Origin of the sequence: Streptomyces ficellus, assembly GCF_030406405.1 — a bacterium.
Classification (GTDB): domain Bacteria; phylum Actinomycetota; class Actinomycetes; order Streptomycetales; family Streptomycetaceae; genus Streptomyces; species Streptomyces ficellus_B.
Genome location: NZ_JAUEPL010000039.1, coordinates 1 through 26,651, shown reverse-complemented (window position 1 = coordinate 26,651; position 26,651 = coordinate 1). Strand labels below are relative to the sequence as shown.

Genomic DNA, 26,651 nt, shown 5'->3' with positions numbered 1-26,651 from the left:
GCGCGCCGCGTCAGCGTCCCGCGTCCGTGCCCCGCGTCAGCGTCCCGCGTCCGCGCGCCGCGTCAGCGTCCCGCGTCAGCGTCCCGCGTCCGCGTCCCGCGTCCGCGCGCCGCGTCAGCGTCCCGCGTCCCGCGTCCGCGCGCCGCGTCAGCGGCCGCAGGCGTGGAGGCGCTCATGCAGCAGCGCGAGGGAATCCGCCGGTGTGAGCGCACACGCGCCGAGCCGGTCCATCATGTCCCGGTACTGCTCGACGACCTGGGGCTTCTGGCTGAACGTGCTGTCCGTCAAGTGCTCGATGTAGACGGCGTCCTTGAGGTCGCCGAGCGCGAACCGCAGATAGGTCACGCCCGTTCCCACCCCGACCGACGCGGTGACGTCCAGCGGTGCGATCTGCACGGTGACGCGGGGACGCCGCATCATCGCGGCGAGGTGCTCCAGTTGTTCGCGCATCACCCGCGGTCCGCCCACCGTACGCATCAGGACCGACTCGTCGATCACCGCCCACAGGCGCGGCGCGTCCGGCTGGTCGAGCTGATGCTGGCGCTCCTGGCGCAGATCCACCCGGCGCCGGACCTCATGCGCGAGCAGGCGGGCGGGCCCCGACTCGATCACCGCACGCGCGTAGGCGGGAGTCTGCAACAGGCCCGGCACGTAGAACGGCTCGTACGTGCGGATGATCGCGGCCGCTCCCTCCAGCGCGACCAGCGGGGTGAAGAAGTCGGACAGGACGTCACTGAAGGAGCTCCACCAGTCGGCCCGGCGGGACTGGGCCACGAGCCGCTGGAACTCCGCCACGAGTTCCTCGTCCTCCACCCCGTACAGACGCAACAGGGCCTGGGCGTCGGCGGGTTTGCAGCCGTGCCGGCCGAGCTCCAGGCGGCTGGTCTTCGACCGCGAGAAGCCCAGACGTGTGTCGACGTCCGCCGGGTCGAGTCCGGCGCTGACGCGCAGTTCGCGCAGCTTGCCGCCGAGAATCAGCCTCAGGGCGGTCGGGTTGTTCTCGACCGCCCCCAGAGGCCGGACGAACAACGACGTGCTTCGTTCCGCTGCGGCCATCGGGGCGCTCCTGCTCACTGAAAGGACATGACAGTATCCCGCACCCGGCCACGCGAACCAGGCGCCGTATCGCTCGCGTGGTCTTTTTTCAGCCGAGTACGAAGTCGAAGTCGCCGTCCCGGGCGCCTGCCACGAAGGCCGCGATCTCGTCACGGGTGTAGATCAGCGCCGGCCCCTGCGGGTCACGGGAGTTGCGGACGGCCACGTTCCCGTCGGGAAGGGCCGCCAACTCGACGCAGTTTCCCGTGGCGTTGCTGTGACTGCTCTTGGTCCACGTCACCGCGTTCAGTGCTCCGGCCCGCATGCCGTTGGAGAACTCCATACCCACCAACCCCTCCGCTTTCGTCCAGGTGTTCGCGTCGCCCGTGAATGCAATCTCAGATGCAATTGCATTTTGGCGACACACCCGACGATACTCGTTCCAGATCGGCTGCCGCAGCGTCCAACACCGAAGCGTGCAAGGGGACATGCCCAGTGACGGCTCATATGTCGGCCTTATCGAGTACGGATGTCAGGCGGGGTGACCCGCCCTGGCTCACCGGTGACGGGGAAGCGCCGCCCGCGCGTGACGGCGGCGGTGGCCTGCCGCCCGACGCGGGGCTCGGTGCGTTCGCCGCGTGTGGCCTCGGCGGCTGCCCGGGGAGTGCGAGGGAGGCGCGGGGGTTCGTGCGAGCGACCCTGACCTCATGGGCGCTGCCCGCGCTGGTTCCGGACATGGCGCTGGTCGTCAGCGAGCTCGTCACCAACGCCGTTCAGCACGCCGTCGCGCCGTTCTCGCCGGTCACCGACGAGTACCCCGTGTGGCTCGGGCTCTTCCAGTACCCCGGCTCCGTGGTGTGCGCCGTCGCCGACCCGAGCCCCGACCCGCCGCGGCCGCGCGACGCCGACGCCGGGGCGGGGAGCGGCAGGGGCCTGGCCCTTGTCGGCGCGCTGAGTGACGCCTGGTCCTGGGACCGGGCGCCGATACGGGGCAAGACCGTGTGGGCGGCCCTCTCCCTGCCCGGCGCCTCGGGCCCCGGCCACAGCTAGTCGCACCACCCCTGCCGGTGGCGGCTCACGGCCGCCGGGACGGTCCGCACGACGCCACCGCCATGCGGATCGGTTTCGCTCGAATCAGTCCCGGACGGACGCCGAGAGGTTCTCGGAGATGACGTCCTCCAGGATGTGCGACAGGGCGCTGTCACCCTTGACCGCCACGGCGGGCGAGCGGCGCGGCCCGAGTTCACCCGGTTGCCGCAGCTCCGGTTGCCGGAGCCCGATGGCAGAGCTACCGATTCGGCGCAACCGTGGAATGGCGGCGCGCGCGACCGGTCACACATCACCGCATGAACCAATCCGCAGACGCACACTCCGGCTCCCCGGCGGACGAGCAGGTCGTCGAACGCCTCGTACCGGTATGGCTGGAGGAGGCGGCACGGCACGACGCGCGCGCCGCGCAGGAGGCCCGGCAGGGCTGGGAGCGGCGCAGCCTGTCCGCCGACGCCGCCCGGGAACTGGCCGACTGGGTCACCGCCCGGGTCACCGACACCGGCTTCAACAAGGACGAGGGGCCGGCCCCGGGCGGTCCCGTACGCATCAGCGTCGCCGACAAGACGGCCGTCCACCGATGGCTCGCCGCCCAGGGCCACGACGTGTGAGCCGCGCGGGCCCGGGGTCAGCCGAACAGGGGAAACGGCGGGTGTCCGGGCCGGGGGGCGCTCGGCGGGATCGACGTGGTCGGCGGCGTGCACCACGGCCGCCGCGGTCTCCCGATGCACGGGCACGCCCCCCGGCGTCGTGCTTGGTGTGTACCTGACGTTAGAGTGCGGTGCTTGTTTCAATCGGCGTACGGAGGAGGGGGCGGCGCATGAGTGCGCAACTGCGGGAGGCTGCGGGCGAGTTGGCGGGCGTGCTGTGGCGGGAGCACACCGTCTACCGGGAGCGTTCCGGGGGCGTGGTCATCCGTGGCGAGCACGTCAAGCGCTGGATCAGCCTGGCGCCCTCGGCCGGCCGCGACGAGGTCCTGATCCGGGCGGGCCGCATCCTCGACGGCGGAACCACCGCCCCGGCGCGGTCCGAGACGATCGTGCCGCTTACCGCCGGTACGACCGAGCTGGCCGCGGCGTGCCGGCGCCTGCTCGCCGAGACCGCCGCCGACGCCACCGCCGGGAGCGCGGGGGTGTCGGCGCCCCGGCGCCCGCGGAAGGCCCGCGGATCCGGGAGCAAGGGTCAGGGGCGACAGGGGAAGGGGCAGCAGAGGGAGGGGCGACAGGGAAAAGGGCGGCACACGAGCCTCGGTTCCTGGGTGGTGCTGCTGTGCGTGGCCGGTGTCGTCGCGTACTCCCTCTGGAGCGCCGGGGCGATGAGCTGACATACGGCTGCCCCGGCCCTGCGTGAGCGGCGGACCGCCGGCCGTCATTGACCCGTTTCCGCCTCTGTTTCGGCGCCGCTTTTCGTGGTCCACTTGAGGCAGGGAGCTGGGCCGATGAGTGGAAGACGCAGATCGGGACCGGCCGGCGCGGTCGTCGCCGCGGTGGCGTCCGCCGCCATGGCCGCCGGCCTCTTCGGATGCTCGGGCTCCGAGCCCGACCGCCGACCGCCGACCAGCCCGACCAGCCCGGCCCGTGCCGGCGTGTCGCCCTTCACCGGACTGCCCGCCGACCCCGCCCCGGTGCTCGCCGTCAAGATCGACAACGTCCGTCCGGCGCGGCCGCACACCGGCCTCGACGCGGCGGACATCGTCTACGTCGAGCAGGTCGAGGCAGGACAGAGCCGGCTCCTCGCCGTCTTCTCGTCGCAGCGGCCCGCGAGTGTGGGGCCGGTGCGCAGCGCACGCGAATCCGACCTGGAGCTGCTGCGCCAGTTCGGCCGCCCCGCCCTCGCCTACTCGGGCGTCCAGTCGAAGCTGAAGCCTCTGATCAACGCGGCTCCATTGTTCCCCCTGCCGCCCGAGAAGGCCCCCGGGGCGTACGTCCGGGACCGGGACCGCCCGGCACCGCACAACCTGTACCTCCGCCCCGAACGGGCCCTGGCCGCCGCACCGGACGCGGACGACTCCAAGGACATCGGCTTCCGCTTCGGCGCCGCTCCGGCGGGGGGCACGCAGGTGAACGAGCACACCGTGCGCTTCCCGGCGGCACGCTTCACCTTCACCTGGTCGGACAGCGACAAGCGGTGGCTGGTGGCCATGGACGGAGCGCCCGCGCGGACCACGGACGACGGACGGCTGGGGGCCCCGACCGTCGTGGTGCAGAAGGTCGAGGTGCGGCCCTCCAGGTTCCAGGACCGGGGCGGCAACGTCTCCCCGTACACGGAGACCGTGGGCTCCGGCACCGCGCTCGTACTGCGCGACGGCAAGAGCCACGAGGCCAGGTGGAGCCGGCCCGCGGCGGACGGCGGCACCACCTTCACCACCCCCTCCGGACAGCCCCTCAACTTCGCCCCCGGCCAGGTCTGGGTCGTCCTGACAGCCCGTTGACCCCCGCTCACGCCTCTGGCGGTCACGTCGTGGCGTCGTGGGACCACGACACCACGATCCGGCCTTTCGGTGGGCGGAAACCGTCGATCCCACTCGGCGCAGACCCCGGCGCCGCTACGGTGCCGCCATGGACGACGACCCGCGCGGAAGCGAGGACGACTGGCCCATCCCGCCCGCCTGGATGTGGGGATGCGAGGGCTGCGTCGAGACGTACACGGTGATGAAGGCGATTGCGGACGAACCGCCGCCCCGCAACGGCGTGGACAACGGCTCCAACGGCTCGGTACCGGCGCAGATCCGGCTGGCCCAGCACATCGTGGCCGAACACCTCGCCCACGTACCGCCCTACAGCGACGACTGCACGAGGTGCGCCGACTACCAGGACCGGGCGGCCCTCGACAGGCGACTGGGGCAGTCCGCCGCCATGACGGAAGAGCTCGGCCGCGAACACCGCGCCCGCCATCTGTTCGCGCCACGCCGCATCGTCCACCTCATGTGACCGCCCCGGGGCGGCTGCGGACGCCGGCAGCGGGAGCCCCGCTTCGAACCCGGCCTCCCCGCGTTCGTCGAAGTCGCCCGCGGCAGGGCGCGGTTGACCCTGTCCACGACAAGCGCGGTGCCCGCCACGACGCGCTGGTGTACCTCCGCGTACGCGATGTCGACGCCCTCGCCGCCGAGTTCGGCGTGGAGCCGGAGGACGCCCCGTGGGCGCGCGATCGAGCCGCGCGTCCCGACGGTGACCGGCCACGCGTGGGCCACCGGACGCCACTGACGGGCCCGCGAAGCGTATGCCCTTGATCGACTGGTCCCGGCCACGTCCCGGACTTACCGTCGAACAGTGGACCGACGCGCCCGGCGCAGCGCCCGCCGACGCGCCGGAGCCGTCCGCTGACCCTCCGGCGAGAGGTCCCCGACGTGACCGCACCCCGGCCGACCCCCACACCGAGGACCGCCACCCCCCGGCGCGGCGGCGGCAACGGGATGGCCCTGCTGGTCATCGCCTCGTGCCAGCTGATGGTGGTCCTCGACATCACCATCGTGAACATCGCCCTCCCGCACATCCAGAGCGCGCTGCGCTTCTCGACCACCAACCTCTCCTGGGTGGTCAACGCCTATACGCTCACCTTCGGCGGTCTGCTGCTGCTCGGCGGCCGCGCGGGCGACATCCTCGGCCGCCGGAGGGTGTTCGTCTTCGGAATCCTGCTGTTCGTCCTCGCCTCGTTGCTCGGCGGACTGGCGCAGAACCCCGGGCAACTCCTCGCCGCCCGCGCGCTCCAGGGCGTCGGCGGCGCCATCGCCTCGCCGACGGCCCTCGCCCTGATCAGCACGACGTTCCAGGAGGGCCCCGAGCGCAACCGCGCGTTCGGCGTCTTCGCGGCGGTCTCCGCGGGCGGCAGCGCGATCGGGCTGCTCGCGGGCGGCATGCTCGTCGAATGGCTCGACTGGCGCTGGGTGCTCTTCGTCAACGTGCCGATCGGGCTGCTGATCGCCCTCGCCACGCCCCGCTGGATCAAGGAGTCCGAGCGCCGGCCCGGGAACTTCGACGTCACCGGGGCGCTGACCTCCACCCTCGGCATGGTCGTGCTCGTCTACGGGTTCATCCGCGCCGCGCAGGACGGCTGGGGCGACGCGCTGACCGTGGCGTCCTTCGTCGCGGCGGTGGTGATCCTGGCGGTGTTCGTCCTGGTGGAACGGCGCTCACGACAGCCGAGCACCCCTCTGCGCATGTTCGCGGACCGCAACCGGTCGGGCACCTACGGGATCATGCTCAGCCTCGCGGCCGCGATGTTCGGGATGTTCTTCTTCCTGACACTGTTCGTGCAGAACGTCCTCGACTTCAGCCCGCTGGCGGCCGGCCTGGCGTTCCTGCCGGTCAGCGCCATCATCGCGATCGGCGCGGGGCTCGCCTCGCAACTCCTGCCCACCTTCGGGCCGAAGCCGTTCATGGTCACGGGAGCGCTGCTCGCGGCGGCGGGCCTGGCCTGGCTCACACTCACCGATGTGCACTCCACGTACCTGGGCAGTGTGCTGGGGCCCATGCTCGTCTTCGGCTTCGGCATGGGGATGCAGTTCGTCTCCCTCACCCTGATGGCGCTCTCCCACGTTCCCCGCCATGAAACCGGCGCGGCGTCCGGCCTCCTCAACGCCACCCAGCAGGTCGGCGGCTCGCTCGGACTGTCCATCCTGGTCACGGTGTTCGGAACGGCGAGTGCGAGGGAGGCGGAGAGGCAGGTGCCGGGCTTCCTGGCCCAGGCGACCCCGGCGGAGCGTCTGCGGTTCCTGCGGAGCGGAGAGCTGCCGCCGCCCTGGGCCGACGAGATACTGACGTCCGGCGTCTCCGCGGCGTTCATCGTGGCCGCGATCCTCGCCGTCGTCGCCGCGCTCATCGCCCTGTTGGTGATTCAGGTGCGCCCCTCGGACATCGAGCGGCTGAAGGGCGGGCCGGGCCCGGGCGGGCTGTGATCAACGGGGGTACGGGGAAAGGGCGCCGGATCGCCCGCCGGCGACGCCAACTGCTTCGGCTGAGGCGACGCGGCGATGATACGTGGTACAGACACGCATCCCGTGGCTCCGAGGAGGACGGCGAGAGCGAAGGGTGCGATCCGGCGCACCCACCCACTCTGGCGCACGGCAGCCGTTATCCGGCGACGGCACGCGGCCGGACCACCGGCACGAGTGACGCCGCGGCGCTTTCGGACGACCCCGGACGACCCCGGACGACCCCGGACGACCCTGGTGGAGCCATGCCCGGCAGCCGGCTCCATTGAGGGCCGTCGCCTAAAATCACCGGGCATGGAGGACTTGGCGCACGGCTCGCCCGACCATCCCAATCCGCTCCGGCGGCTCACCCTGGAGCAGCTTCGCCGCCGTACGAGCGTGAAATGGCGTGCGTATCCCGAGGACGTACTGCCGCTGTGGGTCGCGGAGATGGACGTGCCGCTGGCCGAGCCCGTCGCCCGGGCCATCACCGAGGCCGTGGAGAGGGGCGACACCGGCTACCCCGCCGGGACGGCCTACGCCGAAGCGCTCGCGTCGTTCGCGAGCGAGCGGTGGGGCTGGGAGACGCTGGCGGTGGAGCGTACGCGGTTGGTGCCCGACGTGATGCTGGGCATCGTCGAGATACTGAAGCTGGTCACCGGCCCTGATGACGCGGTGGTCGTCAACTGCCCCGTCTACACGCCGTTCTACCAGTTCGTGGAGCATATGCGGCGGCGGATCGTGGAGGCGCCCCTCGACGCGCGACTGCGCATCGACCTGACGGCCCTGGAGGACGCGTTCCGGCAGGCCGTCGCGGGCGGCCGGCGCGCCGCGTACCTGCTGTGCAGCCCGCACAACCCGACCGGCACGGTGCACACCGCCGGCGAACTGGCTGCCGTGGCAGCGCTGGCCGACCGCTATCGCGTACGGGTCGTCGCCGACGAGATCCACGCTCCGGTCGTCTCCCGTACGGCCCGGTTCGTGCCGTACCTGAGCGTGCCCGGCGCCGAGGGCGGCTTCTCAGTGATGTCGGCGTCCAAGGCGTGGAACCTGGCCGGCCTCAAGGCCGCGCTCGCGGTGGCCGGGCCCGCCGCCGCCGGTGACCTCGCGGCGATGCCACCCGAGGTGGGGCACGGGCCCAGCCATCTCGGCGTCATCGCCCACACCGCGGCCCTCAGGGACGGCGGGGCGTGGCTCGACGCCGTACTGGACGGCCTGGACGACAACCGGCGCCTCCTCACCGAAGCCCTCGTCACGCACCTGCCCGGCGCCCGTTACCGGCCGGCGGACGGTACCTACCTGGCCTGGCTGGACTGCCGGGCGCTCGGCCTTGGTGACGATCCGGCCGCCGCGTTCCTCGACCGGGGCCGGGTGGCGCTCAGCTCCGGACCGACCTTCGGCACCGGCGGCGCCGGTCATGTCCGCCTCAACCTGGCGACCTCTCCGGAACTGCTCGCCGAAGCGGTACGGCGCATGGCCGACGCCCTCTGATCCCTCCGCCGCCCGCCCGATCGCCTCACCGCCCGCCCGCCCGCCTCGCCGCCCGGCCACGCGCGCACCCCGTGGCCGGGCATCGCCGTATTCAGGGCCGGGCCCGCGTTGAACACGGCGCCCGCACGGCGCGTACTACCGGCTACCTGCGGCCGGCCACCGAACCACCACGCCGAATGACGCGCCGTGCCGACGACCGCGGCCGCCCTCCCCCGAGGGGTGGCCGGAAAGGGAACGAACGATCGTGATAAGCCAGCGCACTCGTCTTGTCTCACTCATCGCCCTCCCCGTCGCCCTCAGCCTCGCGGCGGCCGGCGCTTCCCCGGCCGCCGCCGAAGGGACCGCGTACCAGATCGACCTCGACCAGCTGAACGACTCCGGTGGCAACGGCACGGTGATGCTCAGCCTGGACGGCAGGCGGCTGACCGTGAAGATCGAAATCGATTCCCCACCGTCGAGGTCTACAAGAACGTCGATCATGCCGGGCTGCGGCTGATCACCTGTGGCGGCCAGTACGACGAGTCGCAGCGCTACTACTCGGACAACGTGGTGGTGTTCGCCAGGCTCACCGGCAGCCGCTAGGACGGGAGGCCACCCGAGAGGCCGGCGTCCACGACGGGCGCCGGCCTCTTCGTGCCGCGCCCGTCGTCTACTCGGCAGCGCGTGACGCCGTGGTCATGTACGACGACCACACCCGCAGCGGCAGGAAGTCGGCCCGGCCCGACTCGTTGCCGCCCACGCCGTTCAGCGGCAGGAGACCGTCCGTTCCCGGCCTGCTGCGGAAGACGGTCACGGCGGTCGACAACCGGTCGGTGTAGCCGACGAACCAGGACGCGGGCAGCCGGTCCTCCTCACTCGTGCGGCCCGCGGCGACCGGGGACAGGGCACGGATGGCGTCCGGGGCCATGGCGTCCACGGCCACGTCCCGCAGCGCCCCGGACACCTCACGGGCCACCTCCGGGTCGAGAACCTGCCGGCTCGACGGCCGGTCCAGCCCCTCCAGCGGCGTGCCCAGATGGCTGACCGCGGTGACCGAGTACGGGTCGCTCTGCTGCCCGTCCGCGGCGAACGTGGCGTACGCCCCCGCCATCCTGATCGCGCTCGGCGTGGACGTACCGACGGAGAAGGACGGCTCCAAAGACGCCATGCTCAGCGGCAACAGCCCGGAGCCGACAGCCATGTCACGCACCTTCTCCAGGCCCACGTCCTCACCCAGCCGGCTGTAGACGCCGTTGTCGCCCCGGACCAGCGCCTGGCGCAGCGTGGGAAGCCCGGACGGAGCCCCGGCCTCCCCGGACCGGAAGCCGCCCGCGCCGACGCCCGCCCGCTCCGGCAGCAGCCGTGGTGCCCGACCGGAGGTGAGCGCGCCGGTCGCGTCGTAGAAGCTGCCGGAGGTCACCGGCAGTCCCCGCGCCACCACCCCGTCCGACCGGACACCGTGCTGGAGGGCCGCCGCCAGGACGAACGGCTTGAAGGCAGAACCCACCGGAACGCCCGCCGTGTCGGCGTTGTTGGTGAAGTGCTCGGTCGCGTCGGACCCCCCGTACAGCGCCAGGATCGCCCCGTCGCCCGGCCGGATCGACGCGGCGCCGATCTGGACCTCCCGGTCGGCGATGCGGCGCGCCGGGTCCAGCGACTCCCGCGTGACCTCCTCCACCGTCCCGCGCAGCCGCTCGACCTCCGCCTTGTCGAAGGTGGTACGGATCCGGTAACCGCCGCGCCCCAGTTCCTCGGTGGTCAGCCCGGTGCGGTTCTTGATGTACTTGTTGGCCACGTCGACCAGATAGCCGGTCTGGCCGGACAGACTCGTGGACACCGACTCCGGGCGCGGCTCGGGGAAGACGGTGTACGTCGCCCGCTCGGCCTTCGACAGGTAGCCGAGCTCCACCTGGCGGTCCAGGACGTACCGCCACCGTGCCTCGGCCCGGCGGTGGTGCGCCTCGCTCAGCGAAGGGTCGTACAGCTCCCCGCCCTTGAGCAGCGCGGCCAGCAGGGCGCTGCGGGCGGGGTCGAGGTCCTTGGCGTCCATGCCGTAGTACGCGACGGCGGCGGCCTGTACCCCGTAGGCGTTACGGCCGAACCAACTGGTGTTGAGATACCCCTGCAGGATCTCCTGCTTGGACAGCGACCTCGACAGCTTGACCGACAGGCACAGCTCGCGCAGCTTGCGGTCCAGGGTCTGTTCCGGCGTCAGATACGTGTTCTTCACGTACTGCTGCGTGATGGTCGAACCGCTCTGCACCTCCTGGCCGCGGGCCATGTTGACCACGGCTCGGGCCAGGCCCCGCACGGAGAAGCCGGGGTCGGTGTAGAAGGTGGCGTTCTCGGTGGCGATCACGGCGTTCTGGAGTGAGGCCGGGATGTCGGACAGCGGTACGTTCTGCCGGTTGACCGGCCCGACACTGACCATCTGGGTGCCGTCCGCCCAGTAGTAGACGTTGGCCTCCGCCCGCGCGGTGGCGTTCACGTCCGTGACGTGCACCGTGGAGTAGACGTAGCCGACCAGCGCGGCGAGCGCGCCGAGACCGAGCAGCGCGAGCCCGAGCAACTGCCGCCACGACGGGGCCCACCTGAGCGGCCCCTGGAGGCCCCGGCGCGGGTAATCGACGCGGAACCGGCGGACGTTTCCCGGCAGTCGGCGCGGAACCCACGCTTCCCGTCCGATGGGACGCATCACGGCTCATCGCCCCCCTTTCTGTACGGGTGACCTTGCTGTCCCCTACTACGGGACGTGACGGCCACCTGTTCAGGAGGGCTCCGACCGCGTGCTCCGGCCGCGCGGCGTTCAGCCTCCGATGGGCAGGGCGCCGGTGGGCAGGGCACCGGCGGGCAGGCCACCGAGGAGGCCACTTCCGAGGAGGGCGCCGCCGACCGGCAGGGGGGAGGCCTGCCCGGGGGACTGCGGCGCCCCGAGGGGACCCGTGCTGTTCAGGTCGGTCGTGATGGGCGCGCCGAGGGCCGCGGGGGGCTGGTCGGCGACGGCCGGGGCGGCGCCGGCCATGCTCACGCCCGCGATGCCGGCGCAAACCGCGATCAGTCGGGTGCGGGGCTGAGTGGACATGTCTCTCCAGGTGTGTGAGGGGGAGAAGGTATGCCGTCTTTGCTGCTGAAATGTGCAACGAATGCAGGCCGACGACGACACGGCCCGCCCACCCGGCTTCACGCCCCCTGACAGGTTCAGCCGGGGACGGGCGCGTACACCAGCCCCAGCTTGTCGATCTCGTTCCCCGCCCGACCGGTGAAGCCGACGATCCGCCAGCCCGACGGGGCGGTGAACGTCACCGTGTCCCGGGTGGGGGATCCGGCGGAGAGGACGCGGCCGCGGTTGGTGGCGAAGGAAGCCGAGAAGAGCCGGGTGCGTCCGTCCTTCTCACCGCGGGTGAGGGTGGCCGAAGTGAGGTGCTCACCCGTCGCGAGGGTGAGCGATGTGGCGGTGCCGCCCGTGCCGCCGTGGCGGAGCGCGGTACCGCCGTCGTGCGTGAGCGATATCGCGTCGAGGCGGGCGCCGCCGCGCAGGGTCAGGGTGCGGGGCGTCGGCGTGGCCGGCAGGTCGTCGGCGTCGTTGAAGGCCGTGCCGTGCGGCCCGCCGAAGAAGTCGCTCGCGCGCAGGCCGGGCCGCAGGGACCAGGAGAGGCTCACCGCGTGCGGGTAGTGATCGGACAGGTGCGCGCCGGCCGCGTCGCGGAACGACGCCCACTCGTTGCTGTAGCGGGTGGCCGTCAGGCTCACCAGGCCGCCGCCCCGGTACAGGACCTTGTCGACGACCTCGCAGTCATTGGTCGGCGCCGCCTTGTCGCAGACCAGCGCGTCGCTGCCCTGGGCGGGCACGGAACCGCCGCGCACCAGCCGCACCCAGGCGTCGGTCAGGCCGTTGTCATCGAGCAGCGTGCGGATGTTGTCGCCGGTACGGGTGTAGCGCGTGTTGGTGTCACCCATGACGATCACCGCGTTGCCCGCCGAGTTGGCCTGGATGAAGCGCGAGAGCTGGAGGATGTTGGCGCGGCGGGCGGCGAGCGCCGCGTCCGTCGTGTCGGCGTTGGTGTGGACGTTGTAGAGGTCCACGAAGACGCCTTCGGCGAGCCGGACCCGGGCGAGCGTGAACCCCTTCGGTGTCAGGCAGTCGGTGCCCGTGCAGTCGGTCCAGTCGACCCGCTGGAAGTCCTCGAAGGCGTAGTCGGACAGGGTGTTGAGGCCGTCGCCGATACCCGCGCCACCGCTGGTGGCCGTGCGGTGGGGGTGCGTGTCGTTCGCGTACAGAGAGGCGTGGTAGTTGAAGTCCTCCTGGACGTTGACGATGTCGTACGGGCCCAGGCGCTGACCGATGAGTGGGGTGTTGGTCTCCGGATCGCTGTCGCCGAGGCCGAGCGGCAGCCCCGCGATGTTGTACGTGAGGACGTCGAAGGTCCCGGAGGAGGGGATGGCGGAAGCGGGGGCGGGGGAGGGGGTGGCGGCGGTCGCCGGTGCCGTGCCCGACGCGGTGAGTCCGGCCAGGGCCAGGAGGCTGCCCGCGACGAGGGTGCCGAGGAGTCGTCTCATGGGCCCATAGCTTCAGGGCAGGCGCACCTGCCGTACAGAGCGCCTCGGGGAAACCGGGCGGGACGAAACCAATCGTCATGCACCGGCAGCCGGTTGATCAGGCCGTGATTGTTCGAGGTTCACCTTCCGTGTCGAGTGTCGGCAGCGCACGACCGACGACGAAACGACCGCAGACGAAACGACCAACGACGAGACGCGGGAGCCGGCATGGGCCATGGCCATCACCACCACGGGCACGAGGGCGACACCCTGCCGCCCGCCTTCGACCCGGCCGTACCCGACGAGGCCCTGACGCCCGGTCAGCTCTCCCGCCGCTCGATGCTCCGCCGTGCCGGGCTGCTCGGCGCGGGACTATCGGCGGCGGGCGTGCTCGCCGGCGCGAACCCGGCCGCCGCCGCGCCCACGCCTCCTGCCACCGCACCCACGGCCGCCGCCGCGCCACCTCACCGGGCGAGCGGCTTCCTGTGGCTCGCGGGCGACCACCACATCCACACCCAGTACAGCAACGACGGCAAGTACCGCGTCACCGACCAGGTCCGCCAGGGCGCCCGCCACGGCCTCGACTGGATGGTCATCACCGACCACGGCAACGAGACCCACGCCAGGATCGGCGTGGAGAAGGTCAACCCCGACATCCGCGAGGCCCGCGCCATCCACCGGGACACGCTGGTCTTCCAGGGCCTGGAGTGGAACATCCCGGCCGCCGAGCACGGCACCGTCTTCGTCCACCCCGGCCGCAACGAGGTCGCGGTCCTCAAGGAGTTCGAGACCTCCTACGACGGCGGCGTACGCAAGGCCACCGCCTCCACCCCCGCCAACGAGGCCCTCGCCATCGCGGGCCTCCACTTCCTGGCCGAGCAGGTCCAGCGCCGCAAGGTCAAGGACGTCCTCATGCTCGCCAACCACCCCTCCCGCGAGGGCGTCGACTCCCCGCACGAGATCCGCGCCTGGCGCGACGCAGAGCCCGCCATCGCGGTCGGCATGGAGGGCGCGCCCGGCCACCAGGCCGCCGGGATCGAGCAGAAGACCGGCATGGGCCGGGCACGCGGCCTGTACGACGGCAGCCCCGGCGCCCACTCGTTCCCGGGCTTCCCCCTGGAGGCGTACCGCACCTGGGGCGGCTTCGACTGGATGACCGCCACCGTCGGAGGCCTGTGGGACAGCCTCCTCGCCGAGGGCAAGCCCTGGTGGATCACGGCGAACTCCGACTCCCACAACGTCTACACCGATACGGCGGTACGCGGTGGCCCCGCCTCGGACTACGCCGCCAACGGCAAGCACACCGACCCGGTGTACGGCGGCTCCGTCGACCTCACCGAGGGCGACTACTGGCCGGGCCAGTACAGCCGCACCCACGTCGGCGCGGAGGGGTTCTCGTACGCCGCCGTCATGGACGGCATCCGCGCCGGACGCGTCTGGGTCGACCACGGGCAGCTCATCAGCGGCCTCGACGTACGGGTCTTCGACGGCCGCCGCTGGGCCACGCTCGGCGGCGCGCTGCACACCGCACGCGGCCGGGAGGTGACGCTCACGGTCGACATCGCCCTCGCGGGTGCCCCCAACTGGGCCGGGTTCGTACCGCGGCTGGCGCGGGTCGACGTCATCCAGGGCGACGTCACCGGCGCGGTGGCGGACCAGGACACCTTCACCGCGCCCACGGCCAAGGTCGTCAGGTCGTACGACACCGGCGGCCGGACCGGCACGGTCCGCCTCACGTACTCCCTCGGCCCCGTCGACCGCCCCCTGTACCTGCGCCTGCGCGGCAGCGACGGCAACCGCTCGGCGGCCGGCCTGATGGGCGCCTCCGTGGACCCGGCGGGCCCGGCCGTGGACGTGGTCGGCGACGCCGACCCGTGGCGCGACCTGTGGTTCTACTCCAACCCGGTGTGGGTCCTTCCCTCATGACATACGTCATCGGCGTCGACACCGGGGTCCGGGAACTTCCCGAAGCCGACCGGCAGGTGCACGCGCTCGCCGACGAACTGAACGAACTGGCCCTGGACGACGACGTGTTGTTCTGCACGCACCTGGTGCGGAGCGGCCCGTTCCCGCACATCGCCGTGTCGATCGCGCTGCCGCTGCCCGACGAGGCCGCGGCCCGGGCCGCCTGGCTGCGCCTGTCGGCGCCCGGCGGGGCGGAACGGGGCCTGGCGCTGTGGAGCGCGCGGGAGGAGGACCGCCCGCTCACGGGCTGGGCGACGGACGATCGCCCGCCGCATGACCGCCCGCCGCACGGCCGGGCGCCGCGCGACCGCCCGCTGCGCGGGCCTGCCGCTCTCGCGGGTGGGGCCGCCGTGGCCGCCGCCGAGCACGGCGCCCGGACCGCGGGGCGCGCGGTGCGTTACCCCGGCCACGGCGCCCTCACCGGCACGCTGACCGTCGCCCGCCTCCTGGCCACGACGGCGATCGAAAGGGTCACGGTGATCGGCGCGCCTGGCGCCCCCGACCGCGGCACCCGCCTCGTCACCCGGGGGCACGTCCGCCCGCACTGGCAGGCGGGGCGGCTCACTCTCGCCACCATGCCCGCGGCCGGCGGCACCCTCGTACCGTTCGAGGACCCTGACCCCACCCGGTGCTGCGCCGACCATGGCGTCCGGTGAGGCGGGCCGAAAGTTTCGCCCCCGACACCGGCGAAGTAATCGATTGACCCGCGACAGCCCCGCAGCGAGACTGCCGAGGCGGACCTGACAGCCCTCCGCCGCAGCCCACCCGCCCCCGCAACACCGCGGCGGCCGCTGAACCGCCGCCGCCCACCGCCCAACAGGAGAGACCGCACCATGAAGCCCGACCCCTACCGCGCCGCCGACGACCGCTACAGCGACATGCGGTACGAGCGCTGCGGCCGCAGCGGCGTACTGCTGCCCAGGGTCTCCCTCGGGCTGTGGCACAACTTCGGTGACACCACGCCGCTCCAGACCCAGCGGGCGGTGCTGCGGCGCGCCTTCGACGCCGGCGTCACCCACCTCGACCTCGCGAACAACTACGGCCCGCCCTACGGCAGCGCGGAGTCGAACTTCGGCAGGCTCTACGCCCAGGACTTCCGCCCCTACCGCGACGAGCTGTTCATCGCCACGAAGGCGGGCTACGACATGTGGCCGGGCCCGTACGGGGAATGGGGCTCCCGCAAGTACCTGCTGGCCAGCCTCGACCAGTCGCTGGGCCGGATGGGCCTGGACTACGTCGACGTGTTCTACTCCCACCGCTTCGACCCCGAGACTCCCCTCGAAGAGACGGTCGGGGCGCTGGACGCCGCCGTACGCCAGGGCAAGGCGCTGTACGTGGGGCTGTCCAACTATCCACCGGAGCAGATGACTCGAGCGGCCGGGATGCTGCGGGAACTCGGCACGCCGCTGCTGATCAACCAGCACCCGTACAGCATGCTCGACCGGGGCATCGAGCACAGCGGACTGATCGCCGCGTCCGCCGACGCGGGCGCCGGGGTCATCGCCTTCTCACCGCTGGCGCAGGGCCAGCTCACCGACCGCTACCTGCGCGGAATCCCGGCGGACTCCCGTATGGCGATCGGCCACTTCCTCAGGTCGGACGCCCTCACCGAGGACCGGCTCGCCCTGCTGCGGGCACTGGACGCGTTCGCCTCCGCACGCGGAAACACGCTCGCGCAGCTGGCGCTCGCCTGGGTGCTGCGCGACCCGCGCGTCACGTCCGTGCTGGTCGGCGCGAGCAGCGTCGCGCAGCTCGAGCAGAATCTCGGCGTACTCCAGGTGGCGCCGCTGGACGAAGCCGAGCTCACCGAGATCGAGCAGCTGCTGAAGTCGGCCGGCGCGTAGGCGCGCCGGCTGCCCGTGTACGCCGCCACTCCGCGCCGGCCGACCGGCCCGGAAGTCCCACACGGGCCGGGCCTCGCACCGCTTCCCTCCCCGGTGGCGGCCCTGCGGGGCGCGCGGCCGACGCGGACAAGGGCGGACAAGAGGCGGGAACGCGGTCAGTGGGCTTGATCGTCCTGCGGCGCGTTCTTCTCCTTGATCCGCACGGCTTCCTTCCGGACCTCCGCCTGGATGGCGCGCTCCTTCTCCAGCCACTCGGGAAGGTCCTTCTTCAGCGCGTCGATCTGCTCCGTGGTGAGGGGCTCCGTGATCCCGCCGCGCGCGAGGCCCGAGATGGAGACGCCCAGCTTCGCCGCGACCACCGGGCGGGGGTGCGGGCCGTTGCGCCGCAGTTCCAGCAGCCACTCCGGCGGATCGGCCTGCAGCGCGTTCAGCTCGCTGCGCGAGACGACACCCTCCTGGAACTCGGTGGGGGTGGCCTCGAGGTACACACCCAGCTTCTTCGCCGCGGTCGCGGGCTTCATGGTCTGGGTGCTCTTGTGCGACGTCATGCTGTCAAGAGTAGCGAGCGTGTGCGATACCTCCGACCACGACCGGTAACCTGGCGAGGTGACAGGCTCCGACGTACCCCCTTCCTTCCGGCTCGCGTATGTCCCAGGCGTGACGCCGACCAAGTGGGTGCGCGTCTGGAACGAGCGGCGGCCCGAGACCCCGCTGACCCTCGTCGCGGTGTCCGCCGCCGAAGCATCCGACGTATTGCGCGGTCGCGGCGCCGACGCCGGCTTCGTACGGTTGCCGGTCGACCGGACGGACCTCTCCGCGATCCCGCTCTACACCGAGACGACGGTCGTCGTGGTCCCGAAGGATCACATCGTGGCGGCGGTCGACGAGGTCTCGGCCGAGGATCTGGCGGACGAGATCGTGCTGCATCCCCTCGACGACACCCTGGACTGGGAGCGTCCGCCCGGCCGGCCCGCGAACGAGCGTCCCGCCACCACGGCGGACGCCGTCGAACTGGTGGCGGCCGGGATCGGACTGCTGGTCGTCCCGCAGTCGCTCGCCCGCCTCCACCACCGCAAGGACCTCACCTACCGGCCGGTCACGGACGCACCCCAGTCGCGCGTCGCGCTCTCGTGGCCCGAGGAGGAGACGACCGACCTGGTGGAGGACTTCATCGGGATCGTCCGCGGGCGCACCGTCAACAGCTCGCGCGGTCGCACCGCCACCCCGGCCCAGCCTAAGCAGGGGAAGCAGGGGAAGCAGACCAAGCGCCCCGGCGCAGGCGACGCACGGCGGAAGCCCGCGGCCGGCAAGTCGACCGGCAAGAGCCCGCGCGGCGGCTCCGCCGGCTCAGGCGGCCCGAAGGGCGGCGGCAAGCGCGGCAAACCTCGCCGTCGCCCCTAGCCGGTGCCCACGGCACTGAGCGGCACTGAGCGGGTACGGCGCGGGGACGGCGCGGAATCCGGCCCCCTGATCAGCGCGCGGGCGGGGTCCCGTCAGGCCGCCGTTCGGGGACGAAGACGGACGGGGAGCGCCTGGTGGCCGTTGCTGATCAAAGAGGCGAGGGCCTCCAACTCGCTTGGCACGACCGCTAGTTCCGCCTGCGGGAACCGGTGGAAGAACGCCTTGAGGACGGCCGTGATTTCGAGGCGGGCGAGGGGCGCGCCGAGACAGAAGTGGACGCCGTGACCGAAGGCGAGGTGGTCCTTGGTGACCCGGGTGATGTCGAAGGCGTCGGCGTCGGGACCGTGCCAGTCCGGGTGGCGGTTGGCCGCGGCGTACGAGGCGAGGATCGCGTCGCCCTTCGCGATGGTCTGTCCGTCCGGCAGCGGGATGTCGGCGAGGGCGTAGCGCAGGGGCACGTGCTTGGCGGCCGGCTCGTGGCGCAGGGTCTCCTCGACGACATCGGTCCAGTCGGCGCGGCCTGCGCGGACATGCTGAAGCTGATCGGGGTGGGTGAGCAGTGCGGTGATGGCCTGGTCGATGACGTTGACCGTGGTCTCGTACCCCGCGCTGATCATCAACAGGAGCGTGTCGCGCAGCTCCTGCTCGGTCAGTGCCGACCCGTCGCCGTCCGCGTCGCGGGACGCGATGAGTACGGACGTCATGTCGTCGCCGGGCTCGGCCCGCTTCGCGGCGATGAGGTCGTCCAGGATTCCGTAGAGCCGTTCAGTGTTCGTGGCGGACTGCTCGGAGGTGAGCGTGGTGTCGAAGACGCCGTCGACCAGCGCGCGGAAGCCGTGCCACCGGTTCTCGGGCAGGCCCATGAGGTGGCCGATGACGGCGATCGGCAGCGGAGCGGCGAGCTGTTCGCGCAGATCAGCCGGCTCGCCGGGCGGAGTGGTGGCCTCCAGAGCGTCGAGAAGGCGAGTGACGATGTCGTCGACGGTCTTTTCCAGCGAGGCGATGCGGCGGGCACTGAACGCGGGGGCGACCAGCCGGCGCAGCCTGCGGTGATCAGTGCCGTACGCGGTGAACATGTTGTTCACGGCGACCCACAGGGCAAGCGGCCAGCGTGCGATGACGCTGTCGAACTCCGGCCAGTGCCGACGGGCGTCCTTCGACACGGAGGAACTGGTCAGCAGCTCCTTCAGCAGATCGGGCGCTGTGACGGCCCACGCCTGCACGCCGAGTAAGTCGACGCGGGCGGCGGCACCCTGGGCGCGCAGCAGTCGGTGCTCGGCGTGCCGGTCGGCGCCGGTGGGGTCGAGGACGATCGGGGCGGATTGCTGGTTCACGGCGGAACCCTTCAGGAGTCCGAAACGGTTGGCTACCACGGAACGGTGGAGCTCACCCGTCCACCAGGTCAAGTAGGCAGCAGGCCAGGCGGAGTTGAACGAAGCGGCCGGGAATATGCCGGCAGGCCGTTTCGTTCACCCCGGGCCCACTGCTCCGCCGCCAACCGCGAACCAAGGGAGTACCGTGCCCGAAACCGCGCCCAACGCCACTGCCTCCGCCACCGTGACCGCTCTGCCGCCGCTGATCACCCAGGCGGAACACCTCATCGAGCTCGGGGTGCACGAGCTCGCCGGGATGCCCGCCGCCGAGCTGCGCGCCTTCGCCGAGGGCGCGGGCGGAGGCGACAGCGACGTTCTGCTCGCCGTCCACCCGGACCGCGCTCCCGCCTCCGCCCTCGCGCCGCTGCTCCGCCACGGCGGCAAGCCCGGCTTCGTCGTCGCCGACATGACCGACGTCGACCGCTTCGCCCCCCTCGATACCGTCGAGCTGCCCGACGCCCCCCTCTACCTGGTCAGCGGCCTCGACCGCGGCGACCTCATGGCCAACTGGAGCCCGGACGAGGCACTGCCCGCCCTCATCGCGAAGGGCCGCACCCCGCTGCTGCTCACCGAGGGCATCCACTGGGTGCTCCAGCAGCCTGCGGTACTGGAGCGCGACCACTGCTTCATGACCATCGGCTCCCGGTTGCGCAAGGCGAACGGTGCCCTGGACGCCCGTACCCCGGCCATCTGGATCAGCAACGGCACGGGGCGGGACGGCCGCGAGCGACGCGACGCCCCCAAGGTCGGCTGGTGCTGGGCGGGCAACCGGCACACCTGGCTGGGCTTCGCCTCGGCCACGGGCCGCAAACCTCAAAGCGCTGGCTAAATCCGGGGTTAAATTGTGCTAGGTTCCGGGCCGGAGGTGATCATGCCGACCGAGGAAGAGCTGTTCGCGGCAGTGGATGCGTTGCTGGAGGGCGAGCCGCAGTTGCCGTCGCCCGACGAGCGCGCCAGGCTGCGTGAGGCCGCCGGCATCACCCAGGCGCGTCTCGCGCAGGCGCTGAGGACGTCGACGCAGACGGTGAAGAACTGGGAGAGCGGCCGCAGCGAGCCGCGCGCACCGCGTCGGCAGGCGTACCAGCGGCTGCTGGAGGGCTGGGCGGCGAAGTACCCGGTGGAGGCCGAGCCGAAGCCGAAGCCGAAGCCGACGCCGCAGGCCGAGCGGGAGTGGGAGCCTCAGCCTGACTCGCAGCCCGAGCCCGGCTCCGAGGCGGCGTCCACGCCGGAGAACGTGGCCCGCCTCGCAGAGTCGGCCGCGCCGACCACCGCCCCGGCGCCGTCCCCCGTCCCCGCGCCGACCGCCGCCGCCGCGCCGTCTCCCGCCGCCCCATCCGCCGCCGCCGTTCCCGCACCCGCCGCCGTTGGCCCCGCCACGCCGGACCCCGCGCCTCGTTCGTCGTCGCGGCGTCCGGCGCGCACGGCCGCTCCGGCGGCGAAGCCCAGCATCGACCCGCGGTTTTCCAGTGGCCCGCTCGCGGTGCTGGACGGTGACGGCACGGCGTACTGCCTCGGGGGCTTGGTCATGGAGTGCCCGGCCGAGACCATCCCCCAGCTGGTCGACTGGACTCTGAACGAGTCCGGCATCGGCGCGCCGCGGCTGCACCGGTACGGCAAGGACTCCGACCCACTGATCGTGCTGACCGAGTCGGCGGCCGTACGGTTCGGGCTCCCGCCCAGGCTGGAGGGCCCGGAGGCCCGCCGCTCGCTGCGGCTGCCGGAGGACCACCCGGTCGTCAAGCAGCTTGCCCGTACCAAGTGGAGGCTCACCCAGCGGGGCTTCGGCCCGTGGGCGCGCGTCTACCGCCCCGCCACGGCCGGCCGGCGCCAGTGCGTACAGCTGGCCATCCTGTCGTGGGACGCGCTTGACGCCCGCGCCTGGGGTGACGCCGCCGACCTGCCGCCGGCGGAACTCGCCCGCGTTCTCGGCGTCTACGCCCAGCGCGTCATCACCCCGCGCGGCTCCACGGCCGTGTCGGGGCTGGAGCTGATGACGGCGCTGCGACCGCCGACCCGCGCGGTGAAGGACGAGGCGACCGGCGAGTGGGTCCAGGGCCACAACCCTGGTTCCCTGGGCTCCGCGACCGACCCGGCGCCGCCGGAGGCCACGCCGGAGCACCCGGTCGCCCAGGGGTGGACCGAAGGGTTCCTGGACGAGGAGGCGTACCAGTGGGTCCGCGACCCGGATCTGCTCACCGGCGAGGAGTGCGCCCTGCCGTGGGCCGTGGGCCTCGACCTCAACACCGCGTTCCTCGCCGCCGCCGCCCGCCTCACCGTGGGCCTGGGCGAGCCGGTCGAGGTCGAGCGGCCGGTGTTCGACAAGAAGGTCCCCGGCAGCTGGTTCGTGGACCTGTCCCACGTGGAGGTGGACCCGCGCCTCCCGAGCCCGTTCACACCGTCCGGTCTGCGCCCCGAGGGCCCTGCCTGGTACGCCACCCCCACCGTGGCGTACGCGGTCGAGCTCGGCTACGACGTCACGCCCGTCAAGGCGTTCCTGCGGCAGGAGACCGGCGCGTACCTGGACCCGTGGCACGACCGGCTCAGGGACGCCTACGTCGGCTCCCTGGCCGACCTCGGCATCACCAAGGACCTCGACGAGCGCGGCTTCCTCGCCCGCATGGCCCTCCACCAGCTGCTGAAGAGGACCGGCGACACCGACCTGGACCAGATCCGGCACCTGCCCGCCGCCAAGGCCGGGCTCACCGGCCCCGACGACCTGCGCGCCGCGATCCGCGAGCACCAGCCGCGGGCCACGGGCCTGCTGCTCGCCGACGCCTGCGACCTGGACGCACTCGCGCGGATGGACGACGACGCCCTGCTCCGTACGGTGGGCCGGCACCGCATGGTCGACATGGTGCTGTCGGCGATCAAGTCCACGGTCAAGGGCGGCGTCGGCAAGCTGCGTGAGCGCCCGCAGGGCCGCCACTACCGCGACGGCGAGCGCTGGCCCGCGCTGGAGCGCCCGACGTGGCGCCCGGACATCCGGGCCGCGATCATCTCCAAGGCGCGGGTCAACATGCACCGCAAGATGCTCAACATGGCGAAGACGAGCGGTCAGTACCCGCTCGCGGTCCTCTCCGACTGTGTCGTCTACCCTTCCGCCGGTCCCAGCCCGCTCGACTTCCTGCCGCGCACCGACGACGGAAAGGCCGTCCCGGGCGTCTTCCGCGTCGGCCCCGCGCCAGGTCTGGCCAAGCTGGAGGGCGTCGAGGAGATGGCCTGGGCGGTCGACCTGATGGAGAAGGGTTACAACCCCGCCCGCCACATCAAGGGCGGCGACGCCGTCATGGACGAAGGAGAGTAGGCCGTGGGGGACATCGAGGACGCTTTGGAGCGCGCCGAGCAGGAGGCGTTCACTCGCAACCCTCCCAAGTCGACCCAGGCCCGCGTCAACTTCCTCCTCGGCAAGCTCAGGACGACCAGGGCCGTCGCCGAACTCCTCGGTGTCACACAGCGCTCGGTGGAGCGTTACCGCAAGGGGGAGCGGAAGAACCCGCCCAAGGGCATCGCCGACCGCATCGACGCCGAAGTCCGCGCCCGCTGGCAGCCCCAGGTCCGCAAGCGCCGCCGCCAGGAGGCCGCCACCGCCACCGGCATCACCGTCGAAACCCGTGCGCGCTTCGGCTACACCGCGCCCATCGGCACCACCGACGACGGCCGGCTGCGCCGGCTGACCGTCCACCTCCCCCCGGACTACGCCAACCGTCTCTTCGAGGCGCAGCGACAGGGCGCCGACGACCGGCGGATGCGTGAGATCGTGGCCGAGGGCCTGCAGGAGATCTACTTCAAGGACAACGGACGCCGCGCCGAGAACCTCGAAGTCGAATTCACCGACATCGACTATTTCGACGTCTCGTTCTGACGCGTCACGCGGTCACCTTGGCGATGAACGCGGCGACGTTCGCCACGGTCCGCTGGATCTTCTCCTCCGTGGTGAGCGACTCGTGAAGCCGTCCGCCGATGCCCGCGTCCTTCTTGCCGCGTACGTACAGCGAGCACGCCAGGTCGGCGCAGAAGTAGGCACCCACCGAGTCTCCCTGCTGGCCGGCCTTCCCCGCCTTCGGCGCGACCATCAGGGAGACGCCTCCGGTGTGGGTGGTCAGGCACATCGAGCACATGCTGCGGCGCGGCTGCCACGAGGCCGGGCTCGGGCAGCGCAGCGCGAGGGCCTTCGGGCGGCCTTCGCCCTCGGTCACGAGGTAGGCGCGGTCGGGGCCCTGCGGGTCCCGCCAGCCGAGGAAGTCCAGGTCGTCCCACGGCCGGTCGGCCAGGTCCCTCGGGACGGACAGGCGCTTCGCCTCGCCCTTGGTGCAGTTCAGGAACGCGGCACGGATCTCTTGCTCAGTCAGCGGCTTCATAGGGGGTAAAGTAAGCTGCCTAATATGATTAGGCAAATGCTTAATCGATTCCGGCTGTACGAGGATGGTCATGGCGAGAGCAGGGCTGACCGCGGAACGTCTCACGCGGGCGGGGGCGGAACTGGCCGACGAGGTCGGCTTCGACAAGGTGACCGTCTCGGCGCTCGCCCGGCGGTTCGGCGTCAAGGACGCGAGTCTGTACTCGCACCTGAAGAACTCACAGGATTTGAAGACCAGGATCGCTCTGCTGGCCCTGGCGGAACTCGCCGACCGGGTGGCCGCCGCCCTGGCCGGGCGGGCAGGCAAAGACGCCCTGGCGGCGTTCGCGAACGCCTACCGCGACTACGCCCGCGAGCACCCCGGCCGCTACGCCGCGGCGCAGCTCAGGCTCGACCCGGAGACGGCCGCCGCCAGCGCCGGGGGCAGGCACGCGCAGATGACGCGCGCCATCCTGCGCGGCTACGACCTGACGGAGCCGGACCAGACCCACGCCGTCCGGCTGCTGGGCAGTGTCTTCCACGGCTACGTCAGCCTGGAGATGGCGGGAAGCTTCAGCCACAGCGCCCCCGACACGCAAGAAACCTGGTCACGGATCCTGGACGCCCTCGACGCCCTGCTGCGGAACTGGCCCCGGCCATGACCACCGACTCGACCACCACCCCCGCTTCCGGGGACACCTTGATCCCGGACTCCACGCTCGCCGAGTCGGGGCGCTGCGCCATGCCCGTCCAACTCCACCCGTACGACGGTCCCGTCACCGAGCAGCACTGTCCCGGCCTGCGTCACCCCGGTTCCTGGAACATCCCGCGACCACCATGACGGTGAGCCTGCCCGGCAGCGCAGGCGTGTGCGAAAGGCGGATCAACTTCCTTCGGCCCGCGAGGAACTCGCTGGTCCGAGGAGCGCGGACACCGGCCGGACTTCGAGGAGGGCGGGTCATTTCGTCGGCGGACGCGCCCCGTTCACGGACGACTTTGTTTAGAGGGCCGGACCGGTGGCAAGATGGTCGCACAGACAGTGCCGACGGTCGGTACTCGTTTCCTGGGGCATCAATGAAGATCACGCTCCCCTTCCGCGTCTGTGCCGTAACCGCCGTAACGGGCCTGCTGCTCATCGCCTGCGATCCCTCCGGCGAGCCCCGCGACACGCCACCGCCGTCCCCCACGCCGACTGCCTCGTCACCGTCACTCTCGACGCCCACGCCCAGCGTGAAGACGCAGTCCCCGACCACGTCCGCCCCCGCACCGAGCGCGCTGTCGCCGACGACACCGGCGCCCACCAGCAGCGCGCCGCTCATCGGCGTCGGGCGCCTGCAGCCGATGTGGCCCTTCACGACACTCGCCCAAGCCCAGGCCTGGGAGCGCGCGTTCGCGGCCGGCGGCCACCAGCCCTGGCATCTGGACCCCGAGCAGACGGCGCTGTCGTTCACTCAGGATTACCTGGGCTTCCGCGAGATCGACCGCGTCACCAAGCGGTCCGTCACCGCTACGCAGGCCCGCATCGGCGTGGGCCTGAGCGGCCCCGAGTCCTCGGGCAGCGCGGCGGTCATTCACCTGGTGCGGTACGGCACCGGCCCGAACGCCCCGTGGGAGGTCGTGGGAACCGACGACACGACCTTCTCCATGACCAAGCCCGCCTACGGGTCCGTCGTCCGCTCCCCGGTACGGACCGGCGGGCGCATCACCGGCGTGGACGAAAGCATCCGCGTACAGATCCGTCAGCCGTCCTCCAAGGCGCCGCTGGGCGAGTCGTGCTGCCCCCCGGCCGGCGGCAGCAACCAGCCGTGGTCGTCTTCGGTCTCCTTCACCAAGGCGACCGATCCGGTGCTGACCATCGTCGCGTCCACGGGCGGGCACATCGCCGAGGTGGAACGCTTCACCGTCACCGCGGTACGCACCCGCTGAGACCGTCCCACCACCCAAACACCCAAACACCCGAACCCATGGCCGGGCCGACGCGCGCCGAGCAGGGGCCTCGCTCACCACGCTGACGTGGCGAACTCGATCAGACCTCCGGGTCCCGGTCGGAGCCGGGCCACACATACGGCAGGTCGTCCCGGACCCCGGTGAAGCGCGTCCCGTAGAAGCCCGGGTCCTTGCGCAGCAGGGCGGATTGGTGGCTGAGGTGGAAGGCGGGGTCGCCGAGCCAGGGCGGTAGCTCTCCCTCCGCGGCGAGCTCCGCCTGCCGGCGGATGGGCGCGCCCGGCCGGACGGCGTGGTAGCCGGCGACCAGGGAGGCGGCGCAGGTGTCGCGGTGGCCCTTGGCGGTCCAGGCCTCGCACACGTCCAGCCCGTAGCGGACCAGCGCCTCCTCGTACCCGGTCCACATCCGTACGGCCGGGTGCCGCCGCCATCCGTACCCCGGCACGGTGAGCCCGCGCAGCACCTGGAGCGCTTCCACCCGCTGCTTGCCCAGGCGCCGGAGGTCCAGTGCTTCGGCGCATTCGGTGAACCGCGGGTACGGCAGGAAGGTCTGCACCTTTCGTGTCTACCGCCCCCGGCCCGGCGCCGCACGTCCGGCGCCGCCCGCCGGGCGCCCTGCCCGGCATCGCCCCGCCGTGCCGCGCTCGGCTTCGTACGGACGCGTGGCCGTGTCGTCGAGGACGCCGGCGAACGCGGCGGCGGTGATCTCACCGACGCTGTGGCCGGCGACGGCACCGGGGGTGCCCGCCGCGTCGGCGGCGAATGTCTCGGTCCCCAGTGCCGAGGCGGAC

Annotated in this window: 28 protein-coding genes and 1 pseudogene; 18 read left to right on the top strand and 11 right to left on the bottom strand. The window is 72.1% G+C overall.

All coding sequences use genetic code 11. From position 1 onward, the window contains the following. Positions 1-147: 147 nt before the first annotated feature. Positions 148-1,056, bottom strand: a complete 909-nt coding sequence (locus QWM81_RS22745) for a helix-turn-helix domain-containing protein (RefSeq protein ID WP_290114136.1) — start codon at positions 1,054-1,056, stop codon at positions 148-150. An 88-nt stretch (positions 1,057-1,144) separates the two neighbouring features. Further along, positions 1,145-1,378, bottom strand: coding sequence for a DUF397 domain-containing protein (locus QWM81_RS22740; RefSeq protein WP_290114135.1), 234 nt, complete (start codon positions 1,376-1,378; stop codon positions 1,145-1,147). Positions 1,379-1,638: 260 nt separating this feature from the next. Here QWM81_RS22740 and QWM81_RS22735 point away from each other — a divergent pair, with 260 nt between their 5' ends. Then, positions 1,639-2,085 carry an ATP-binding protein gene (locus QWM81_RS22735; RefSeq protein ID WP_290114182.1) on the top strand — a complete coding sequence of 149 codons (447 nt, stop codon included), beginning with the start codon at positions 1,639-1,641 and terminating at the stop codon, positions 2,083-2,085. Between the two features lie 84 nt (positions 2,086-2,169). Here the strand turns inward: QWM81_RS22735 and QWM81_RS22730 are convergent, their stop codons facing one another. Further along, positions 2,170-2,340 carry a hypothetical protein gene (locus QWM81_RS22730; RefSeq protein ID WP_290114134.1) on the bottom strand — a complete coding sequence of 57 codons (171 nt, stop codon included), beginning with the start codon at positions 2,338-2,340 and terminating at the stop codon, positions 2,170-2,172. Positions 2,341-2,381: 41 nt separating this feature from the next. Between QWM81_RS22730 and QWM81_RS22725 the strand changes: the two genes are divergently transcribed. From QWM81_RS22725 to QWM81_RS22690, 7 genes are all read left to right on the top strand, one after another. After that, complete coding sequence (locus QWM81_RS22725; protein WP_290114132.1) at positions 2,382-2,693, top strand: hypothetical protein; 312 nt, start codon at positions 2,382-2,384, stop codon at positions 2,691-2,693. A 209-nt stretch (positions 2,694-2,902) separates the two neighbouring features. Further along, positions 2,903-3,406 carry a hypothetical protein gene (locus QWM81_RS22720; RefSeq protein ID WP_290114131.1) on the top strand — a complete coding sequence of 168 codons (504 nt, stop codon included), beginning with the start codon at positions 2,903-2,905 and terminating at the stop codon, positions 3,404-3,406. Between the two features lie 114 nt (positions 3,407-3,520). Beyond that, positions 3,521-4,513 carry a DUF3048 domain-containing protein gene (locus QWM81_RS22715; protein ID WP_290114129.1) on the top strand — a complete coding sequence of 331 codons (993 nt, stop codon included), beginning with the start codon at positions 3,521-3,523 and terminating at the stop codon, positions 4,511-4,513. A 127-nt stretch (positions 4,514-4,640) separates the two neighbouring features. Beyond that, positions 4,641-5,012, top strand: a complete 372-nt coding sequence (locus QWM81_RS22710; RefSeq protein ID WP_290114128.1) for a hypothetical protein — start codon at positions 4,641-4,643, stop codon at positions 5,010-5,012. A 482-nt stretch (positions 5,013-5,494) separates the two neighbouring features. Continuing rightward, positions 5,495-6,976 carry an MFS transporter gene (locus QWM81_RS22700; RefSeq protein ID WP_290114180.1) on the top strand — a complete coding sequence of 494 codons (1,482 nt, stop codon included), beginning with the start codon at positions 5,495-5,497 and terminating at the stop codon, positions 6,974-6,976. Positions 6,977-7,306: 330 nt separating this feature from the next. Then, positions 7,307-8,482, top strand: a complete 1,176-nt coding sequence (locus tag QWM81_RS22695; protein WP_290114127.1) for a MalY/PatB family protein — start codon at positions 7,307-7,309, stop codon at positions 8,480-8,482. A 244-nt stretch (positions 8,483-8,726) separates the two neighbouring features. Further along, entirely contained in the window at positions 8,727-8,978 is a 252-nt protein-coding gene (locus tag QWM81_RS22690; RefSeq protein ID WP_290114190.1) for a hypothetical protein, read from the top strand. A 153-nt stretch (positions 8,979-9,131) separates the two neighbouring features. On the opposite strand, the gene QWM81_RS22680 is transcribed toward QWM81_RS22690, so the two are convergent. The 3 genes from QWM81_RS22680 to QWM81_RS22670 all read right to left on the bottom strand — a co-directional run bounded on the left by QWM81_RS22680 (position 9,132) and on the right by QWM81_RS22670 (position 13,018). Further along, a complete protein-coding gene (locus tag QWM81_RS22680) occupies positions 9,132-11,156 on the bottom strand; it encodes a transglycosylase domain-containing protein (protein WP_290114126.1) in 2,025 nt (674 codons plus the stop codon). Between the two features lie 111 nt (positions 11,157-11,267). After that, on the bottom strand, positions 11,268-11,543 hold the full coding sequence (locus QWM81_RS22675; protein WP_290114125.1) for a hypothetical protein: 276 nt from the start codon (positions 11,541-11,543) through the stop codon (positions 11,268-11,270). A 116-nt stretch (positions 11,544-11,659) separates the two neighbouring features. Continuing rightward, complete coding sequence (locus tag QWM81_RS22670) at positions 11,660-13,018, bottom strand: jacalin-like lectin (protein WP_290114124.1); 1,359 nt, start codon at positions 13,016-13,018, stop codon at positions 11,660-11,662. A 207-nt stretch (positions 13,019-13,225) separates the two neighbouring features. On the opposite strand from QWM81_RS22670, the gene QWM81_RS22665 reads away from it, so the two are divergent. The 3 genes from QWM81_RS22665 (at position 13,226) to QWM81_RS22655 (ending at position 16,806) form a co-directional block, all read left to right on the top strand. Continuing rightward, complete coding sequence (locus tag QWM81_RS22665) at positions 13,226-14,923, top strand: PHP domain-containing protein (RefSeq protein ID WP_290114122.1); 1,698 nt, start codon at positions 13,226-13,228, stop codon at positions 14,921-14,923. Next, positions 14,920-15,618: a hypothetical protein gene (locus tag QWM81_RS22660; protein ID WP_290114121.1), complete on the top strand. Its 699-nt coding sequence runs from the start codon at positions 14,920-14,922 to the stop codon at positions 15,616-15,618. Before QWM81_RS22665 ends, QWM81_RS22660 begins: the two co-directional genes overlap by 4 nt. Positions 15,619-15,795: 177 nt before the next feature. Then, a complete protein-coding gene (locus QWM81_RS22655; protein WP_290114120.1) occupies positions 15,796-16,806 on the top strand; it encodes an aldo/keto reductase in 1,011 nt (336 codons plus the stop codon). Between the two features lie 155 nt (positions 16,807-16,961). On the opposite strand, the gene QWM81_RS22650 is transcribed toward QWM81_RS22655, so the two are convergent. Next, on the bottom strand, positions 16,962-17,354 hold the full coding sequence (locus QWM81_RS22650) for a DUF5997 family protein (RefSeq protein ID WP_290114119.1): 393 nt from the start codon (positions 17,352-17,354) through the stop codon (positions 16,962-16,964). Between the two features lie 58 nt (positions 17,355-17,412). On the opposite strand from QWM81_RS22650, the gene QWM81_RS22645 reads away from it, so the two are divergent. Then, a complete protein-coding gene (locus QWM81_RS22645) occupies positions 17,413-18,207 on the top strand; it encodes a LysR family substrate-binding domain-containing protein (protein WP_290114118.1) in 795 nt (264 codons plus the stop codon). Between the two features lie 92 nt (positions 18,208-18,299). Here QWM81_RS22645 and QWM81_RS22640 read toward each other — a convergent pair whose 3' ends face one another. Next, positions 18,300-19,541 (bottom strand): cytochrome P450 family protein, encoded by a 1,242-nt coding sequence (locus QWM81_RS22640; RefSeq protein ID WP_290114116.1) that lies wholly within the window; start codon positions 19,539-19,541, stop codon positions 18,300-18,302. Between the two features lie 184 nt (positions 19,542-19,725). Between QWM81_RS22640 and QWM81_RS22635 the strand changes: the two genes are divergently transcribed. From QWM81_RS22635 to tpg, 3 genes are read left to right on the top strand one after another with little or no spacing between them, the layout of a single operon-like run. Continuing rightward, positions 19,726-20,409, top strand: coding sequence for a DUF5701 family protein (locus QWM81_RS22635; RefSeq protein ID WP_435372426.1), 684 nt, complete (start codon positions 19,726-19,728; stop codon positions 20,407-20,409). 42 nt (positions 20,410-20,451) lie between these two features. Then, positions 20,452-22,884 (top strand): telomere-associated protein Tap, encoded by a 2,433-nt coding sequence (tap, locus tag QWM81_RS22630; protein WP_290114114.1) that lies wholly within the window; start codon positions 20,452-20,454, stop codon positions 22,882-22,884. 3 nt (positions 22,885-22,887) lie between these two features. Continuing rightward, positions 22,888-23,442 carry a telomere-protecting terminal protein Tpg gene (gene tpg, locus QWM81_RS22625; protein WP_290114113.1) on the top strand — a complete coding sequence of 185 codons (555 nt, stop codon included), beginning with the start codon at positions 22,888-22,890 and terminating at the stop codon, positions 23,440-23,442. A 4-nt stretch (positions 23,443-23,446) separates the two neighbouring features. Here the strand turns inward: tpg and QWM81_RS22620 are convergent, their stop codons facing one another. Then, positions 23,447-23,938 carry an FBP domain-containing protein gene (locus tag QWM81_RS22620; protein WP_290114112.1) on the bottom strand — a complete coding sequence of 164 codons (492 nt, stop codon included), beginning with the start codon at positions 23,936-23,938 and terminating at the stop codon, positions 23,447-23,449. Between the two features lie 70 nt (positions 23,939-24,008). Between QWM81_RS22620 and QWM81_RS22615 the strand changes: the two genes are divergently transcribed. The 3 genes from QWM81_RS22615 to QWM81_RS22605 all read left to right on the top strand — a co-directional run bounded on the left by QWM81_RS22615 (position 24,009) and on the right by QWM81_RS22605 (position 25,842). Continuing rightward, positions 24,009-24,578 (top strand): TetR/AcrR family transcriptional regulator, encoded by a 570-nt coding sequence (locus QWM81_RS22615; protein ID WP_290114111.1) that lies wholly within the window; start codon positions 24,009-24,011, stop codon positions 24,576-24,578. Beyond that, the gene (locus tag QWM81_RS22610) at positions 24,575-24,757 is read left to right on the top strand and encodes a hypothetical protein (RefSeq protein ID WP_290114110.1); all 183 of its coding nucleotides are present in this window, start codon (positions 24,575-24,577) and stop codon (positions 24,755-24,757) included. The genes QWM81_RS22615 and QWM81_RS22610 overlap by 4 nt, the downstream gene beginning before the upstream one ends. 233 nt (positions 24,758-24,990) lie before the next feature. Next, positions 24,991-25,842, top strand: a complete 852-nt coding sequence (locus QWM81_RS22605) for a hypothetical protein (protein ID WP_290114109.1) — start codon at positions 24,991-24,993, stop codon at positions 25,840-25,842. Between the two features lie 100 nt (positions 25,843-25,942). Here the strand turns inward: QWM81_RS22605 and QWM81_RS22600 are convergent, their stop codons facing one another. Continuing rightward, a complete protein-coding gene (locus QWM81_RS22600) occupies positions 25,943-26,416 on the bottom strand; it encodes an MSMEG_6728 family protein (RefSeq protein WP_290114108.1) in 474 nt (157 codons plus the stop codon). A 75-nt stretch (positions 26,417-26,491) separates the two neighbouring features. Continuing rightward, positions 26,492-26,651, bottom strand: a pseudogene (locus QWM81_RS22595) (ACP S-malonyltransferase); the annotation flags it as partial.

Excerpts from the sequence above, each read along its gene's own strand:
- QWM81_RS22665 (WP_290114122.1), top strand. The coding sequence starts at position 13,226 with ATGGGCCATGGCCATCACCACCACGGGCACGAGGGCGACACCCTGCCG.
- QWM81_RS22655 (WP_290114120.1), top strand. The coding sequence starts at position 15,796 with ATGAAGCCCGACCCCTACCGCGCCGCCGACGACCGCTACAGCGACATG.
- QWM81_RS22675 (WP_290114125.1), bottom strand. The coding sequence starts at position 11,543 with ATGTCCACTCAGCCCCGCACCCGACTGATCGCGGTTTGCGCCGGCATC.
- QWM81_RS22605 (WP_290114109.1), top strand. The coding sequence starts at position 24,991 with ATGAAGATCACGCTCCCCTTCCGCGTCTGTGCCGTAACCGCCGTAACG.
- QWM81_RS22620 (WP_290114112.1), bottom strand. The coding sequence starts at position 23,938 with ATGAAGCCGCTGACTGAGCAAGAGATCCGTGCCGCGTTCCTGAACTGC.
- QWM81_RS22710 (WP_290114128.1), top strand. The coding sequence starts at position 4,641 with ATGGACGACGACCCGCGCGGAAGCGAGGACGACTGGCCCATCCCGCCC.
- QWM81_RS22745 (WP_290114136.1), bottom strand. The coding sequence starts at position 1,056 with ATGGCCGCAGCGGAACGAAGCACGTCGTTGTTCGTCCGGCCTCTGGGG.
- QWM81_RS22740 (WP_290114135.1), bottom strand. The coding sequence starts at position 1,378 with ATGGAGTTCTCCAACGGCATGCGGGCCGGAGCACTGAACGCGGTGACG.
- QWM81_RS22720 (WP_290114131.1), top strand. The coding sequence starts at position 2,903 with ATGAGTGCGCAACTGCGGGAGGCTGCGGGCGAGTTGGCGGGCGTGCTG.
- QWM81_RS22680 (WP_290114126.1), bottom strand. The coding sequence starts at position 11,156 with ATGCGTCCCATCGGACGGGAAGCGTGGGTTCCGCGCCGACTGCCGGGA.
- QWM81_RS22650 (WP_290114119.1), bottom strand. The coding sequence starts at position 17,354 with ATGACGTCGCACAAGAGCACCCAGACCATGAAGCCCGCGACCGCGGCG.
- QWM81_RS22695 (WP_290114127.1), top strand. The coding sequence starts at position 7,307 with ATGGAGGACTTGGCGCACGGCTCGCCCGACCATCCCAATCCGCTCCGG.
- QWM81_RS22670 (WP_290114124.1), bottom strand. The coding sequence starts at position 13,018 with ATGAGACGACTCCTCGGCACCCTCGTCGCGGGCAGCCTCCTGGCCCTG.
- QWM81_RS22660 (WP_290114121.1), top strand. The coding sequence starts at position 14,920 with ATGACATACGTCATCGGCGTCGACACCGGGGTCCGGGAACTTCCCGAA.
- QWM81_RS22725 (WP_290114132.1), top strand. The coding sequence starts at position 2,382 with ATGAACCAATCCGCAGACGCACACTCCGGCTCCCCGGCGGACGAGCAG.
- QWM81_RS22715 (WP_290114129.1), top strand. The coding sequence starts at position 3,521 with ATGAGTGGAAGACGCAGATCGGGACCGGCCGGCGCGGTCGTCGCCGCG.
- tap (WP_290114114.1), top strand. The coding sequence starts at position 20,452 with ATGCCGACCGAGGAAGAGCTGTTCGCGGCAGTGGATGCGTTGCTGGAG.
- QWM81_RS22615 (WP_290114111.1), top strand. The coding sequence starts at position 24,009 with ATGGCGAGAGCAGGGCTGACCGCGGAACGTCTCACGCGGGCGGGGGCG.
- QWM81_RS22700 (WP_290114180.1), top strand. The coding sequence starts at position 5,495 with ATGGCCCTGCTGGTCATCGCCTCGTGCCAGCTGATGGTGGTCCTCGAC.
- QWM81_RS22610 (WP_290114110.1), top strand. The coding sequence starts at position 24,575 with ATGACCACCGACTCGACCACCACCCCCGCTTCCGGGGACACCTTGATC.